This window comes from Agrobacterium sp. 22-221-1 (assembly GCF_053522445.1).
Window position 1 is genome coordinate 118,151 of sequence record NZ_JBNWCL010000004.1, and the last position, 15,327, is coordinate 133,477.

Here is a 15,327-nt window from a genome sequence, read left to right on the forward strand (position 1 = left end):
GGCGTCGCCGCCAGCGGGTTTCATTATTTTCATTCCAGCAGAATTACTTGCTGATATTGCGCTTTGCGAGCGTGCGAAGACGCAGCGCGTTGAGCTTGATGAAGCCTGCCGCATCCTTCTGGTCATAAGCGCCGTGGTCGTCCTCGAAGGTCACCAGCGCGTCGGAATAGAGCGACTTGGCGCTCTCGCGGCCGGTTACCATGACATTGCCCTTGTAGAGCTTCAGCGTCACTTCGCCTTCCACATGTTCTTGGCTCTTGTCGATCAGGGCCTGCAGCATTTCGCGCTCTGGCGAGAACCAGAAGCCGTAATAGATGAGCTCGGCGTAACGCGGCATCAGCTCGTCCTTGAGGTGGGCTGCACCCCGGTCAAGCGTGATGGATTCGATGGCGCGGTGCGCGGCAAGCAGGATGGTGCCGCCGGGCGTCTCGTAAACGCCGCGCGACTTCATGCCGACGAAGCGGTTCTCGACCAGATCGAGACGGCCGATGCCGTTTTCGCGGCCATAGTTGTTCAGCGTCGCAAGAAGCGTCGCCGGCGACATTTCGACGCCGTTGATGGAGCAGGCATCGCCCTTGCGGAAACCGACCTTGATGACGGTTGCCTTGTCGGGCGCGGCTTCCGGGGAAATGGTGCGCATATGCACATATTCCGGTGCTTCCTGCGCCGGGTCTTCCAGAACCTTGCCCTCGGAAGAGGAGTGCAGCAGGTTGGCGTCGACCGAGAAAGGCGCCTCACCCTTCTTGTCCTTGGCAACCGGAATCTGGTGCTGTTCGGCGAAGTTCAAGAGGTCAGTACGGCTCTTGAACGTCCAGTCGCGCCAGGGAGCGATGATCTTGATATCCGGGTTCAGCGCATAGGCCGAAAGCTCGAAACGGACCTGGTCGTTGCCCTTGCCGGTGGCGCCATGGGCGATGGCGTCGGCGCCGGTCTTCTTGGCGATTTCGATCAGGTGCTTGGAAATCAGCGGACGGGCAATGGAAGTGCCGAGCAGATAGACGCCTTCATAAACGGCGTTGGCGCGGAACATCGGGAACACGAAATCACGCACGAACTCTTCGCGGACGTCCTCGATGAAGATTTCCTTGATGCCCAGCATCTCGGCCTTCTTGCGCGCCGGCTCAAGTTCTTCGCCCTGGCCGAGATCGGCCGTGAAGGTCACGACCTCCGCGCCGAGTTCCGTCTGAAGCCATTTCAGGATGATCGAGGTGTCGAGACCGCCGGAATAGGCGAGAACGACTTTCTTAACGTCTTTCGGAAGTGCCATAGTGATGTCCATCTGCATGATGACGGCATTGGGACACCGCCATTTCCTTGGGATTTCGGCACTTTTACAGTGCAACCCGAAATGTGTGAAGCGCTTTTCCGTGAGATAAGCGACAAAACAATTGATGGGCGGGTACGACAGCGGGCGATGACCGGGCGCATCGATGGGAACGAAGCAATTGTCACATGCATTATGAAAATTCGCGCTTTATCATAAGCGGCGCGATCGACTTGAAGACCGTGAATGAAGCCACTCAGGTTCAGGCAACGTTGCAAACCGCTGGAAACAGCCGAAACGACGCGAAGGAGAAACCTATGACGACCATCCACCCCGCATTCAAGGAAGATAATGTCGCTGTCATCACCGGTGCGGCATCCGGCATCGGACTTGCCGCCGCCCGCAAATTCGCCGGTTTCGGCATGAGTGTCGTGCTCGTCGATCTCGACGGCGACAGGCTTGCCGCAGCCCATGCGGATATTCTGGCCGTCGCCAAGGACGGCGAAGCGCAGATCGTCGCCATCCCGACCGACATATCCAAACTCGATGAACTGGAGGCGCTGGAGCGCGCCGTGATCCAGCGTTTCGGACGCGTCCACGTTCTGATGAACAATGCCGGCATCCAGCCCGGCAGTGCCATTTTCGGCCCGCAGGCCAATTGGGAAAAAATCATCAACGTCAATCTGATGGGCGTCGTGAACGGCAGCCGTGTTTTCGGCCAGGGCATGATCGCCCATGGCGAGCCGGCGCTCATCATCAATACCGGCTCGAAACAGGGTATCACCACACCTCCCGGCGATCCCGCCTACAACGTCTCGAAGTCCGGCGTCAAAACCTTCACGGAAGCGCTTCAGCACGAATTGCGCAATATTGCGAACGGCTCGGTTTCCGCCCATCTGCTGATCCCCGGTTACGTTTTCACCGGCCTCACCGCCCATGGCAGAACGGAAAAGCCGGAAGGCGCATGGACCGGCGAGCAGACCGTCGACTTCATGGTCGAAAGCATCGGCCGCGGCGATTTCTACATTCTCTGCCCTGATGGCGAGGTGGACCGCCCGACGGATGAAAAACGCATTCTCTGGGCGGCCTATGACATCGTTCAGAACCGCCCGCCGCTGTCGCGCTGGCACACGGAATATTCCGCCGCCTTCACCAGCTTCCTGAAAAACTGAATGTTCCGGGCCGCCGCGATGTAACCGTTGCGGCGGCTTTTCGCGCCGATGCATTGGCGCTCAAAAACATTGGCAGAAGCGCGAAATCGCGTTAAGCACGGCAACCTCCAGATTTTACGGGTGCCGCGATGGATTTCGTTCCAGGCCTGCCAACATTGATCGCCTTCACCATCGCCATTCTGCTTCTGGCGGTGACGCCGGGGCCTGACATGACGCTGTGGATCAGCCGCTCTCTGCGCGAGGGCCGGACGGCGGGTTTCATGACGCTTCTGGGAACCAATATCGGCATTACCGTGCACACGATGCTCGTCGCCTTCGGCGTCGCCGCCCTTATCGTCGCCTCGCCGACCGCTTTCATGATCCTGAAGACCGGCGGGGCCGCCTATCTCGTCTGGCTCGCCATTCAGGCGATCCGCAAGGGCTCGGATTTCGTGATGGTGAAAAGCACCGGCGAAAAAGCGCAGTCCTCCCTGAAATCGGCGCTGTTGAACGGCATCTGGGTCAACCTGCTGAACCCGAAGATCATCATCTTTTTCATGACCTTTCTGCCGCAATTCGTCAGCGCATCCGACCCGCATGTAACCGGCAAGCTGATCTTCCTCGGCATCTGGTCGATCATCGTCGCGCTGCCGATAGGCATCGGCATCGTGATCGCCGCAGATGTTCTTTCAGCCTGGCTGCAACGCAACCGGAAAATTCTGCGCGGACTGGATTATACGATCGCCGGCGTCTTTTCGCTTTTCGCCGTCAAGATTTTCTTCACCCAGGCGCGCTGACGGCAAACAAAAAAGGCGCCTCACGGCGCCTTTTTTAATCAACCGATCAGCAACTCATCGTCATCGAGCTTCTGGCCGCGTATCTTGCGGAACATGTCGATCAGGTCCTCGACCTCGAGATCCTTGCGGCTATCGCCGGAGACGTCGAGCACGATCTCACCGGCATGCAGCATGATCGTGCGGGTGCCATAATCCAGCGCCTGACGCATGGAATGGGTGACCATCAGCGTCGTCAGCTTGCGCTCCGACACGACCTTGCGGGTCAGCTCCATCACGAATTCGGCCATGCCGGGATCGAGAGCAGCCGTATGTTCATCGAGCAGCAGCACGTCCGAGCCGGACAGCGTCGCCATGACGAGCGAGACCGCCTGCCTCTGCCCGCCGGACAGAAGGTCCATACGGTCCTTCAGACGATTTTCCAGCCCGAGATTGAGCGAGGCGATGCGCTCCTTGAAGAAATCCCGACGGCCGCGCCCAAGCGCCGGCAAAAGGCCGCGACGCTCGCCACGCGACGCCGCCAGCGCCAGATTTTCCTCGATGGTGAGCGCACCGCAGCTGCCCGCCAGCGGATCCTGAAACACGCGCGCCACCCGCCCAGCCCGGCTGGCGGTCGGTTTGCGGGTAACATCGGCGCCGCCAATCATCACCTTACCCGCCGTCGGCAGGACATCGCCCGCCAGAACGCCGAGCAGCGTCGATTTGCCGGCCCCATTGGAGCCGATGACGGTGACGAAGGAGCCATCGTCGATGGTGAGATCGATCTTGGAGAGCGCCTGCTTCTGCAGCGGCGTGCCGCGCCCGAAGACAACCTGGATGTCGGAAAGGGAAATCACGATGTTGCTCCCCCGCGGCGCAGTCGGGGCAGGATCAATGCGATTGCCACCAATACCGCCGTTACGAAATTGAGATCGGACGCCTTGAGGCCCAGCACATCGCTCGACAAAGCGAGCTGGATGGCGAGACGATAGGCGATGGAGCCGAAGATGCAGCCGATCAGCGCGATCAGAATGCCACGCGCGCCGAACAGCGTTTCGCCGATGATGACGGCGGCAAGGCCGACGACGATGGTGCCGACACCGGAGGTCACATCTGCAAAACCGTTGGTCTGCGCAAACAGCGCGCCGCCGAGAGCGACCAGCGCATTCGAAAGCGCCATGCCGAGATAGATCTGGTTGCCGGTCTTCACGCCCTGCGCCCGCGCCATCCGGGCATTGGCGCCCGTCGCGCGCATGGCAAGGCCCGCATCGCTTTCAAGGAAACGCCAGACGAGGATGACCGCGATCAGCACCAGCGCGCCAACGAACAGCGGCCGCACCAGATATTCCGACAGGCCGAGGCCATAAAACGGCGATATCATCGTATCCTGATTGAGCAGCGCCACATTCGGCTTTCCCATCACGCGCAGATTGACGGAAAACAGCGCGATCATCGTCAGGATCGATGCAAGCAGGTTGAGGATCTTGAAACGAACGTTGAGCGTCGCGGTCACGATGCCGGCGGCGGCACCGGCCACCATCGCAATCGCCGTCGCAACCCAGGCATTCAGACCGGCGATGATCAGCACGGCAGCCACGGCGGCACCGAGCGGAAACGAACCGTCCACGGTCAGGTCAGGAAAATCAAGCACCCGGAAAGCGAGATAAACGCCGATCGCCACGAAAGCGAAGACCAGTCCCAGCTCCACGGCACCCCAGAAGGCGATTTGGCTCACGGTAATGTCCTTGTTATTGCCGCCATCAGGCGGAGACGGGCACCGTCTCGTGCCACGTAAAACGGGCGGCGAATTTGCCGCCGCCCGTTATTCAGTCTGGTTTCGGTTCAGTCGATGACCTTGGTGGCGCGCTTGGTGATGCTTTCCGGGAAGGTGACGCCAGCTTTTTCGGCGGCCTTCTTGTTGATCACCAGATCAGTGCCGACAGCAACGGTTGCCGGAATATCGCCCGGCTTTTCGCCCTTGAGGATGCGGACAACGACGGCGCCGGTCTGCTTGCCCACGTCGAAATAGTTGAAGCCGAGAGCAGCAACCGCACCGCGGGCGACGGAATCCGTATCGGCGGCGTAAAGCGGGATCTTGGCTTCGGATGCAACGCCGGCAGCCGCTTCGAAGGCCGAAACGATGGTGTTGTCGGTCGGAACGTAGATCACATCGGCCTTGCCGACCAGCGCGCGGGTTGCGCCCTGCACTTCTGCGGACTTGGTGGCGACGGATTCAACAACCTTGAGACCCGCCTTCTCGGCCTCGGCCTTCAAGAGGGCCAGCGTCGAAACGGAGTTGGCCTCGGCCGAATTGTAGATGAAGCCGATCGACTTGGCGTTCGGGGAAATTTCCTTGATGAGCGCCAGATGTTCGCCAACCGGCAGCATGTCGGAAAGGCCGGTCACGTTGCGGCCGGGCTTTTGCATGTCCTTGACGAGCTGTGCGCCGACCGGATCGGAAACCGCCGTGAAGACGACCGGAATGTCGCGCGTGGCGGCAACGACGGCCTGGGCGGACGGCGTGGAGATCGGCACGATGACGTTCGGCGCATCGCCCACGAACTGGCGCGCGATCTGCGCCGCAGTGCCGGGATTGCCCTGCGCGGACTCATAAAGGAACTTGAGGTTCTCGCCTTCCTTGTAACCGGCTTCGGCAAGCGCGGCCTTGACGCCATCGCGGGCGGCATCAAGCGCCGGATGTTCGACGATGGCGGTGACGGCAACGGTGACGTTTTCAGCCTTGGCCGGCAGAACGAGGGCGCTCGCGGCAGCGAGAGCCAGAATGAATGCGCGCATGGATATCCTCCTGTTGGTTCCCTGTTTTCGTCTTCTTAGGAACAAGACAGCCCGAAATCAATCGGAGACCGCTGCAAAACAAGCTTTCAGGCGGCAATTGCGGCTTATTCAGTCATCCGCGCCGTGGTTGGCGATCATCATCGCCTCGAAAGCCAGCCTTTCGGTCTTGCGCATGCGCTCCGATTCCGACTTCAGCTGGCCGCAGGCGGCGAGAATATCGCGGCCGCGCGGCGTGCGGATCGGCGAGGCATAACCGGCCTGATTGATGAAATCGGCGAACTTCTCGATCTGCGCCCAGTCCGAGCACTGATAGTTCGTACCCGGCCATGGGTTGAACGGAATGAGGTTGATCTTGGCCGGAACGCCCTTCAAAAGCTGCACCAGCATCTTGGCGTCTTCCAGACTGTCATTGACATCCTTCAGCATCACATATTCGAAGGTAATGCGGCGGGCATTGGAAAGGCCCGGATATTTGCGGCAGGCCTCGATCAGCTCCTTCAGCGGATATTTCTTGTTGATCGGCACCAGCATGTCGCGCAGCTCGTCACGCACCGCATGCAGCGAAATCGCCAGCATGACGCCGATCTCATCGCCGGTGCGGAAGATTTCCGGCACAACACCCGAGGTGGAGAGCGTGACGCGACGCTTGGAGAGCGACAGGCCGTCGCCATCGGTGGCAATCAGAAGCGCGGTCTTCACATGCTCGAAATTATAGAGCGGCTCGCCCATGCCCATCATCACGATGTTGGAAACCTTGCGGCCTTCGCTCGGCACATAAGCGCCAACCGGCGTCGAACCATCGGGAAAATCACCGAGCCGATCACGGGCCAGCAGAAGCTGGGAGAGGATTTCCTCAGCCGTCAGGTTGCGCACGAGGCGCTGGGTGCCGGTGTGACAGAAGGAACAGGTCAGCGAACAGCCCACCTGGCTCGAAATGCACAGCGTGCCGCGACCCTCTTCGGGAATATAAACCGTCTCGATTTCGACCGGACGTCCCGCGCCGCGCGGCGGGAACCGCATCAGCCATTTGCGGGTGCCGTCATTGGAGATCTGCTCCTCGACGATTTCCGGGCGGGCGATGGTGAAGGCCGCCTTCAGCTTCTCGCGAAGCTCCTTGGCGACATTGGTCATATTGTCGAAATCCGAGACGCCGCGCACATAAAGCCAGTTCCACAACTGGCTGACGCGCATCTTCACCTGCTTCTGCGGCACGCCGATTTCGGCCAGCGCCTCGCCCATGTCCTCACGGGTCAGGCCGATCAGCGACGGCTTGCCGGACATGAGATCGCTATTGGCGATCAGCGGGGTTTTGACTGCCAGGCCGGCAGGGGCTTGCATTACGGACATTACGCTATCCCATCATTCCATGCATCGCACGACCGGCCTGTCGGATAGGCGGAAAATCGTCTGCATGTCGAGAAAATCAAAGGCGGAGCACTTTTCGCGCATCCGCCTGTCAATGTTGCCGCGCCTTTAGCATCAAACAAGCAAAAACGCAAATGGCCGGTCAATGACCGGCCATCCTTGAATGCGATAAAGCGTCAGGGTTACTTGCAGCCCTCGATCTGCTTGAGAGCCGCCGAAATACCCGACAGCGAATAGGAATAGGAGGTCGCGGTGCCACGGCCGGAAACTGCCTTGACGGTCATAGACTTGCCGCCCTTCATGGCGGCAACGAGCGCCGGTTCTTCAGCGGCGTTTTCAACCCAGGCGGCCTTGTCCTTGGTGAACATAACGAAGTTCTTGTTGTCGATCGTCACGTTGACCTTGGAGCCCTGCTTCAGCGGATAACCCACCATGGCCTGCGGCTCATAGGAAATGTTCTGGCCCGGACGCTGCGAGACGATGAAGAAGATATCGCCGTGATCGACGCTTGCCGGTTCCTTGGCGGTCGGAATGGAAAGAACGTAGCAGACGGTGCTGTTGCCCGATTTGTACGAATAGGCACCCCATGCATTGAACTGCTGGATGCGCGTGGGCGACTGTGCAGATGCTACGCCGACGCTGGTCAGCAAAATGGCCGCTGCGGTTGCTACACTTCTTACAAACATAGAATTTCCTGCCGGGTTATTGTCTTCCATTGGCCCGAAGCATCGGCGAGCCCAGTTTCTGGATCGGCCACGTTCAGGTGCGGATCGTCTTTTCTCATTGTGGTCGGGAAGCGGTTACCAAACCGTCAACAACACGCATAAAATGCCGGAAACGTCTTGCGGTGTTACAGATTGGCGACTCCCGACGCCCTGAGGAGAAGGGCGCGAAACACCCTTCCTCCGTGTGTATGACACATAAATTCAGGCAAGAATTTGTCGCGCGTCGGGCTCACCCGAACAGGCAGATCACAGAGGCGTTACCCGGCTTCCTGCTGCCGTTTCAGCATGGCGTCGGCCGCCTCGTAGTGCTCCATCTTGATATGGGCGCGGATCATGGCGAGCGCTGCCGTGATGACGGCAATATCATCGGTGAATCCGATAACGGCCAGCACATCCGGCACGGCATCCATCGGCATGATGAAATAGGCGAGCGCCGCCAGAATGATACCCTTGGCGCGCAGCGGCGTATCGCGGTCGATCGCGCAATAATAGGCAGCAGCCGCATCGCGTGCGAAAGGCACCTTCGACATCACACGCTTCAGCTTGGGCCAGAATTTCGCCCTCACCACAGTCTCGCGCTCCTGCTGCCTGTCGGTTTCACCCGGCAGAAGAATTTCACCGATTTTCACATCATCCATGATCGACGGTCCTCCGGTCACGGCTATTATATGGGATTTAAGGTCCGCCGTTCAATTGCTTCGGCCCGCAGCCGCCTTCTGCATGGCCTCGGCAAGAAGAAAATCCCGCTCCGTCACACCCTGCGAATCATGGGTGGTAAGGCAGACCTTGACCCGCGAATAGACATTGGACCATTCGGGATGGTGATTGAGCCTTTCCGCGACAAGTGCGGATTCGGCCATGAAACCGAAGGCTTCCGCAAAACTTGAAAACTTGAAGGAACGGACGATAGCCGCTCCGTCCTCACGCAGGGACCAGCCCTCGAGTTTCGACAGGGCCTGCCGGATGGCGTCCGGCTCGAGTCTGGGATATTTCATGAACTTGCCTCCGCTTGAGACCCATTAACGCTTCAACGACCGGATCGACGCATATTCCATGAAACATACAGCTATTCTTTTTGTCTGCATGGGCAATATCTGCCGTTCACCGCTGGCCGAAGGGGTTTTGAGACACCTTGCCGACGGCGCGGCCATGTCTGATCGGCTTACCATCGATTCCGCCGGCACTGGCGGCTGGCACGCGGGTGACGCACCCGATCCGCGATCCATCGCCATGGCGCAACGGCATGGCGTCGATATTTCCCGGCAGCGGGCGAGACAGGTCACCCCTGCGGATTTCGAGACCTTCGACCTGATACTCGCCATGGACGAAAACAATCTGGCGAACCTGCTGCAATCGAGCCCGGAAAGGCAGCGGCACAAGATCCATCTCTTCATGGACTATGCCACTGGCCGCCGCGAGAACGTCCCCGATCCCTATTACGGGGCCGAAGACGGGTTCCTCAATGTCTACAACATGCTCTTGGCAGGATGCAGATCGTTGCTCGAAAAGATGGAGCTGGACCGCGCCTCGTGAAGCGGAAACGCCTCTTCAACGATATAGGGTCCGCCGCCCACCGATTCCTTCGACGACATCAGCACGAAACGGCCGACCGTGAAGGGCGAGGTGCGGAAGTTGCCGCGTCCGGAAAGATACTGCACCACATCGTCCACGCGGGAGGAGCGCAACCGCGCCAGCGTGACATGCGGCATGAACTTGCGCGGATCGGGTGGGAGACCGATCCTCTGGCAGATCCGCTCGATTTCCGCCTGAAGCGCATGCATTTCCGGCGAGGGAGAAACCCCGGCCCAGATGGAATGCGGTTTCTTGGAACCGAAGGACCCCATACCGGTGAGACTGAGCTGGAATTCCGGCCTTTCGATCCGGTCCAGCCTGTCAACGACCTCATCGGCGGTCCGCCCGTCGATGTCACCGATAAAACGCAGGGTTATGTGATAATTCTCCACATCGATCCACCGGGCTCCCGGCAGACCACCGCGCAACAATGAGAGGCTCATAGCCGCATTGCGCGGAATTTCGAGGGCGGTAAACAGTCTCGGCATGGCGAGCTCCCCGAATCTCTTGGCAGAACAAGCATAGCGAATCACGCAATGCAGGCGGGCGCAAGTGCTTATTTTTTTTGCGCACCGATTGTCGTGATGAAGCTTTCAACAGCCGGCAAAGATTTTTCGACCATCATCGCCACACCCCTGGTATTGGGGTGCATCTTGTCGTCCAGCTTCAGCGCATCGTCCGTCACCACGCCATCCAGAAAGAAGGGATAAAGCGGCAGGTTGTATTTTCCGGCGAGCTTCGGGAAGATCGGATTAAAGCGGCTGGCATAATCATCGCCCATATTCGGCGGCGCCATAATGCCGACCAGCAACACGGCTATGTTGCGCTTCTGAAAACCGGAAATGATGGTGTCGAGGTTCTTTTCGGTCTGTTCCGGGGGAATTCCGCGCAGAGCATCATTGGCGCCGAGTTCCAGGATGACCCCGTCCGTGCCATCGGGAACCGACCATTCCGCCCGCGCCAGACCGCCGGAAGAGGTATCGCCGGACACACCGGCATTGGCGATGGCGACATTGACGCCCTTGCCCTTTAATGCAGCCTCAAGCTGTGCGGTGTAGCTGTCGTTGGGGGGAAGCTGATAGCCGGCCATCAGGCTGTCGCCGAGTCCGACGAGCTGCAATGTCCGCTCCTGAGCCATGACTACAGTTGCGGAAAAGGCGGCGGCAAAAATGACGATGAAGTGAAACAGGGCAGCTTTAAATCTCATCACGGCTTTCCTAACTTGGTTCCCATTGTCTGAAATACCGACCGCATCGACCGCCAGACCGTTTTCATCACCCTATATAGGAACGAGAATTGTGACGAAAAGCATCATAGAGCTGAAGAAAGCCGACCTCACGCTCGGCAATGCCGCCGCCTCCGTTCACGTTCTCAAGAACATCGATCTTTCAATCGGAGAGAGCGAGGCGGTTGGTATCGTCGGCCCCTCTGGATCGGGAAAATCGACGCTTCTTATGGTGCTTGCCGGTCTCGAGAGGCTCGATAGCGGCGAAATCATCATTGCCGACACGGAACTGCACAAGCTCGGTGAGGACGCGCTGGCGGATTTCCGCGGCCGCAACATTGGCATTGTTTTCCAGTCCTTCCATCTCATCGCCAACATGACGGCGCTGGAAAACGTTGCCGTTCCGCTCGAACTGGCAAACGCCCCGAACCCCTTCGAGATCGCCAGACGCGAGCTCGTCGCCGTCGGTCTCGGCGAACGCCTCAACCACTATCCCGGCCAGCTCTCCGGCGGCGAACAGCAGCGTGTCGCCATCGCCCGCGCGCTTGCCCCCTCACCGGCCGTGCTGATTGCTGACGAACCGACCGGCAATCTCGATACCGATACCGGCAGGCAGATCGCCGATCTTCTCTTTGCCAAACAGGCCGAACGCGGCATGACGATGATCCTCGTCACCCACGATCCGTCGCTTGCCGCCCGGTGCTCACGCCAGATCAAGGTGCGCTCCGGCGAGATAGAGGGCGACAGCGCCACCTCCCCTATGGCGCGGGCGGTGTCGGCATGACCGGATCCATTATCCCGTCTCTTGCCAATATTAGAAACGCCGCAAGGCTCGCGCGGCGCGAAATTCGCGGCGGGTTACGCGGCTTTTACATTTTCCTCGCCTGCATCGCGCTTGGAACCGGCGCCATCGCCGCCGTCAATTCCGTCTCGCGCGCGGTCACCAGCGCCATCGCCACCGAAGGTCAGTCTATATTGGCAGGCGATGTGCGTTTCGAACTGCGCAACAGAGAAGCGACAGCAGAAGAGCGAGCCTACCTTGATGGGTTAGGCAGCGTCGCGGTGTCCACCGGTCTGCGCTCCATGGCACGTCTTGCCGACGGTTCCGAACAGACGTTGACTGAAGTGAAAGCCATAGACGGCGCTTACCCACTCTATGGCACCTTCGTAGCCGAACCCAACCGACCGATAAGCGAGCTTCTGGCTGGCGACGGCAACAGCTATGGCGCCATTGCCGCGCCGCTTCTGCTGGAACGGCTCGGCATCAAGGTCGGCGATGAAATCCTGCTCGGCAATGTGAAGCTGAAACTGACCGGCACAGTGGTCGACGAGCCGGATGCTCTCTCCGACGGTTTCGGTTTTGCTCCACGACTGATGGTCAGCCGCGACGCCCTTTTCGCCTCGGGTCTCGTTCAGAACGGCAGTCTCGTCGAACACGCCTACAAGATCAGGCTGAGCGATCCTGCGGCGCGGTCAACGATGACCGATGCGGCAAACAAGGCCTTTCCCGATGCCGGCTGGTCCATCCGCACCAGTGACCGGGCGGCTCCATCGCTCACCGAAAACGTCAACCGCTTCTCGCAATTCCTGACGCTGGTAGGCCTCACCGCCCTCATCGTCGGGGGTGTCGGCGTTGCCAATGCCGTTCGCGCGTTTCTGGATTCCAAGCGCACCACCATCGCTTCGCTGAAATGCCTGGGTGCGCCGGCCTCGGTGGTCACCATGACCTATCTTTTCCAGATCGCCTTCATTGCCGCCGTCGGCATCGTCATCGGCCTTGTCGTCGGCGCCGTCGCGCCCCTCATCGCCATGCGGTTTCTGGAGGGCGTATTGCCCGTGCCGGAGGAGCTTGCCTTCTATCCCGGCGCTCTCGGCCTCGCCGCCCTGTTCGGCCTCCTGACGACGCTCGCCTTCGCCATCGTGCCGCTTGGCCAGGCGCGCGAAGTGCCGGCAACGGCGCTTTTCCGCGAACAGGGTTTCGAGGAGGGAAGCTGGCCATCCTGGCCCTATCTGGCCGCAACCGGCCTGCTGCTGGCGGCGCTCGCCGCGCTGGCCATCTTCTCGGCGGAAGACCGCTTCATCGCCTCGGTCTTCCTCGCGGCCATCGCTTTTGCCTTCGTGGTGCTGAGGCTCGTTGCCTCTGGCGTGAAAGCCATCGCCAAGCGCAGCCCGCGCGTTCATTCGGCTGCGCTCAGGCTGGCGATCGGCAATATTCACCGGCCGGGTGCGCTCACCCCCTCGGTCGTCCTTTCGCTCGGCCTCGGCCTGACCCTGCTCGTGACGCTCACGCTGATCGACGGCAATCTGCGCCGCGAACTGACAGACAGCCTGCCGGACCGCGCACCGAATTTCTTCTTCGTGGATATTCAGGGCAGCGAACTTCAGGGCTTCCGCGATCTTCTGAAACGGGAAGCGCCGGAAGGCGCGCTGACCGAAGTGCCGATGCTGCGCGGCCGCATTCTGGCGCTCAACGGCGAGGACGTCACGAAGATGGAGGTACCTCCGGCCGGGCGCTGGGTGCTGCGCGGCGACCGGGGCATCACCTATTCGCAGGATATTCCCGAAAACGCGACTCTCACAGAAGGAAGCTGGTGGGGACCGGACTATAGCGGCGAGCCGCTGGTCTCCTTCGCGGCCGAGGAAGCCGGGGAACTGGGTCTCAAGATTGGCGACACGGTGACCGTCAACGTGCTCGGCCGCAGCATAACGGCAAGGATCGCCAATCTGCGCAATGTCGAATGGGAATCCCTGTCGATCAATTTCGTCATGGTGTTTTCGCCAAACACCTTCCGCGGCGCGCCGCATGCATGGCTGGCGACACTCGCCGACCCTTCCGCAACCGCCGCCGACGAAGGCCGTATCCTGCGCGCCGTCACCAACGCCTATCCGACGATCACCAGCGTGCGCGTGAAGGATGCGCTCGACGTCGTCAACCGGCTTGTCGGCCAGCTTGCCACCGCCATTCGCGCCGCCGCAGCCGTTGCCCTGATAGCCTCCGTCCTGGTTCTCGCCGGCGCTCTTGCCGCCGGAAACCGCGCCCGTACCCATGACGCGGTCATTCTTAAAACGCTGGGCGGCACACGAAACCTGCTCATCCGCGCCTTCTCCTACGAATATATGATGCTCGGCCTCGCCACCGCCGTCTTCGCACTTTTCGCCGGCGGCGTCTCCGCATGGTTCGTGATCGCCCGCATCATGAAGCTGCCCTCCAGCTTCCTGCCGGATGTGGCGATCGGAACGCTCGTCGTCGCCCTCGTCATGACGGTGGGCATCGGCCTCATCGGCACATGGCGGATTCTCGGGCAGAAAGCGGCCCCGGTTCTCCGGCAGGCAGGTGAATGATCGTCGGTTGTGCGCCGCTTAACTTTAACGATTAATTCTTTGTAATGATCGCCAAAACGTGAGCGCTTTTCGCGCATATGGTGTCTTTTCGAAAGGAAAAGGCCTTGTATAGAACACGTTCTGCCATCATATTCTTGATCAGGCTTGCTGAAGCTCCGCAGCGGCGCCCGGGAGGTATCCCGACACCGTAGCAATCACGGAGCTCAAAAGAGGAAACAATGGCTGACTTCAATAACTACCAGAACCGCATGGCGCAGAACCGTGCTCAGACTGGTGCGATGATCGATGAAGGTCTTCGCGCCTATATGCTCAAGGTTTATAACCTTATGGCGCTGGCTCTGGTCATCACCGGCGTTGCAGCGTTCGGCTTTGCCATGCTCGCGACGACAAGTGATCCCGCAGCGGCGGTTGCCACGCTGCCGAACGGCAAGATGCTGACCTCCCTCGGTGCCCTGGTTTATGCGTCACCGCTGCGCTGGGTCGTCATGCTGGCTCCGCTCGGACTGGTTTTCTTCCTTAGCTTCCGTATTCAGAACATGAGCGTTTCCGCCGCTCAGACCACCTTCTGGGTTTACGCTGCTCTGATGGGCGTTTCGCTGTCGTCGATCTTCCTGCGATATACTGAAGGAAGCATCGTGCAGACGTTCTTCGTGACCGCTGCCTCGTTCGGCGCGCTCTCGCTTTACGGTTATACGACGAAGAAGGACCTTTCCGGTTTCGGTTCGTTCCTGATCATGGGTCTGTTCGGCCTCATCATCGCTTCCATCGTCAATATCTTCCTTGCATCCTCCGCGCTGCAGTTCGCGATTTCCGCGATCGGCGTGCTGATCTTCGCAGGCCTGACCGCCTACGACACCCAGAAGATCAAGGAAATGTATTTCGATGCTGACGATGTTGCCGTCGCTGGCCGCAAGGCCATCATGGGCGCACTGACGCTGTATCTCGACTTCATCAACCTCTTCACCTTCCTCCTGCAGTTCCTCGGAAACCGCGACGACTAAGGTTAAGGGTTCGATTGCCAGACATACGAAAGGCGGCCCTTCGGCCGCCTTTTTATTTGGGAAGATTCTTCACTCTTATCCGCCAGAGGCGGGCAGTCCGCTTTTGCGAAAGC

Annotated in this window: 16 protein-coding genes; 6 read left to right on the plus strand and 10 right to left on the minus strand. The window is 59.8% G+C overall.

Features of this window, described 5'->3' with window-relative positions; genetic code table 11:
* Nucleotides 1–43 precede the first annotated feature (43 nt).
* Nucleotides 44–1,267, minus strand: a complete 1,224-nt coding sequence (locus ACQZ5N_RS07985) for an argininosuccinate synthase (protein WP_003523477.1) — start codon at nt 1,265–1,267, stop codon at nt 44–46.
* Between the two features lie 314 nt (nt 1,268–1,581).
* Between ACQZ5N_RS07985 and ACQZ5N_RS07990 the strand changes: the two genes are divergently transcribed.
* Together ACQZ5N_RS07990 and ACQZ5N_RS07995 are read left to right on the plus strand one after the other, a co-directional pair.
* Nucleotides 1,582–2,436: an SDR family NAD(P)-dependent oxidoreductase gene (locus tag ACQZ5N_RS07990; protein ID WP_448732613.1), complete on the plus strand. Its 855-nt coding sequence runs from the start codon at nt 1,582–1,584 to the stop codon at nt 2,434–2,436.
* Between the two features lie 128 nt (nt 2,437–2,564).
* Nucleotides 2,565–3,212 carry a LysE family translocator gene (locus tag ACQZ5N_RS07995; protein ID WP_003523192.1) on the plus strand — a complete coding sequence of 216 codons (648 nt, stop codon included), beginning with the start codon at nt 2,565–2,567 and terminating at the stop codon, nt 3,210–3,212.
* Between the two features lie 38 nt (nt 3,213–3,250).
* Here the strand turns inward: ACQZ5N_RS07995 and ACQZ5N_RS08000 are convergent, their stop codons facing one another.
* The 7 genes from ACQZ5N_RS08000 to ACQZ5N_RS08030 form a co-directional block, all read right to left on the minus strand.
* Complete coding sequence (locus ACQZ5N_RS08000; protein ID WP_065656934.1) at nt 3,251–4,045, minus strand: ABC transporter ATP-binding protein; 795 nt, start codon at nt 4,043–4,045, stop codon at nt 3,251–3,253.
* Entirely contained in the window at nt 4,042–4,923 is an 882-nt protein-coding gene (locus ACQZ5N_RS08005; protein WP_448732614.1) for an ABC transporter permease, read from the minus strand. Before ACQZ5N_RS08005 ends, ACQZ5N_RS08000 begins: the two co-directional genes overlap by 4 nt.
* Nucleotides 4,924–5,030: 107 nt before the next feature.
* Nucleotides 5,031–5,984 (minus strand): ABC transporter substrate-binding protein, encoded by a 954-nt coding sequence (locus ACQZ5N_RS08010; protein ID WP_003523186.1) that lies wholly within the window; start codon nt 5,982–5,984, stop codon nt 5,031–5,033.
* Between the two features lie 108 nt (nt 5,985–6,092).
* A complete protein-coding gene (rlmN, locus tag ACQZ5N_RS08015) occupies nt 6,093–7,265 on the minus strand; it encodes a 23S rRNA (adenine(2503)-C(2))-methyltransferase RlmN (protein WP_078052458.1) in 1,173 nt (390 codons plus the stop codon).
* A 266-nt stretch (nt 7,266–7,531) separates the two neighbouring features.
* On the minus strand, nt 7,532–8,035 hold the full coding sequence (locus ACQZ5N_RS08020; protein ID WP_448732615.1) for an invasion associated locus B family protein: 504 nt from the start codon (nt 8,033–8,035) through the stop codon (nt 7,532–7,534).
* A gap of 296 nt (nt 8,036–8,331) precedes the next feature.
* On the minus strand, nt 8,332–8,712 hold the full coding sequence (locus tag ACQZ5N_RS08025) for a YkvA family protein (RefSeq protein WP_003523181.1): 381 nt from the start codon (nt 8,710–8,712) through the stop codon (nt 8,332–8,334).
* A gap of 51 nt (nt 8,713–8,763) precedes the next feature.
* Nucleotides 8,764–9,069, minus strand: a complete 306-nt coding sequence (locus ACQZ5N_RS08030; protein WP_003505045.1) for a 4a-hydroxytetrahydrobiopterin dehydratase — start codon at nt 9,067–9,069, stop codon at nt 8,764–8,766.
* Between the two features lie 58 nt (nt 9,070–9,127).
* Here ACQZ5N_RS08030 and ACQZ5N_RS08035 point away from each other — a divergent pair, with 58 nt between their 5' ends.
* Nucleotides 9,128–9,607: a low molecular weight protein-tyrosine-phosphatase gene (locus tag ACQZ5N_RS08035; RefSeq protein WP_448732616.1), complete on the plus strand. Its 480-nt coding sequence runs from the start codon at nt 9,128–9,130 to the stop codon at nt 9,605–9,607.
* On the opposite strand, the gene thpR is transcribed toward ACQZ5N_RS08035, so the two are convergent.
* The gene (thpR, locus tag ACQZ5N_RS08040; RefSeq protein ID WP_003523177.1) at nt 9,541–10,134 is read right to left on the minus strand and encodes an RNA 2',3'-cyclic phosphodiesterase; all 594 of its coding nucleotides are present in this window, start codon (nt 10,132–10,134) and stop codon (nt 9,541–9,543) included. The genes ACQZ5N_RS08035 and thpR overlap by 67 nt on opposite strands.
* A gap of 68 nt (nt 10,135–10,202) precedes the next feature.
* Nucleotides 10,203–10,853, minus strand: coding sequence for an arylesterase (locus ACQZ5N_RS08045; RefSeq protein WP_174057471.1), 651 nt, complete (start codon nt 10,851–10,853; stop codon nt 10,203–10,205).
* Nucleotides 10,854–10,944: 91 nt separating this feature from the next.
* Here ACQZ5N_RS08045 and ACQZ5N_RS08050 point away from each other — a divergent pair, with 91 nt between their 5' ends.
* From ACQZ5N_RS08050 to ACQZ5N_RS08060, 3 genes are all read left to right on the plus strand, one after another.
* Nucleotides 10,945–11,655, plus strand: a complete 711-nt coding sequence (locus ACQZ5N_RS08050) for an ABC transporter ATP-binding protein (protein ID WP_448732617.1) — start codon at nt 10,945–10,947, stop codon at nt 11,653–11,655.
* Nucleotides 11,652–14,213, plus strand: coding sequence for an ABC transporter permease (locus ACQZ5N_RS08055; protein ID WP_448732618.1), 2,562 nt, complete (start codon nt 11,652–11,654; stop codon nt 14,211–14,213). Before ACQZ5N_RS08050 ends, ACQZ5N_RS08055 begins: the two co-directional genes overlap by 4 nt.
* A 218-nt stretch (nt 14,214–14,431) precedes the next feature.
* Nucleotides 14,432–15,214, plus strand: a complete 783-nt coding sequence (locus ACQZ5N_RS08060; protein WP_425646716.1) for a Bax inhibitor-1/YccA family protein — start codon at nt 14,432–14,434, stop codon at nt 15,212–15,214.
* Nucleotides 15,215–15,327 lie beyond the last annotated feature (113 nt).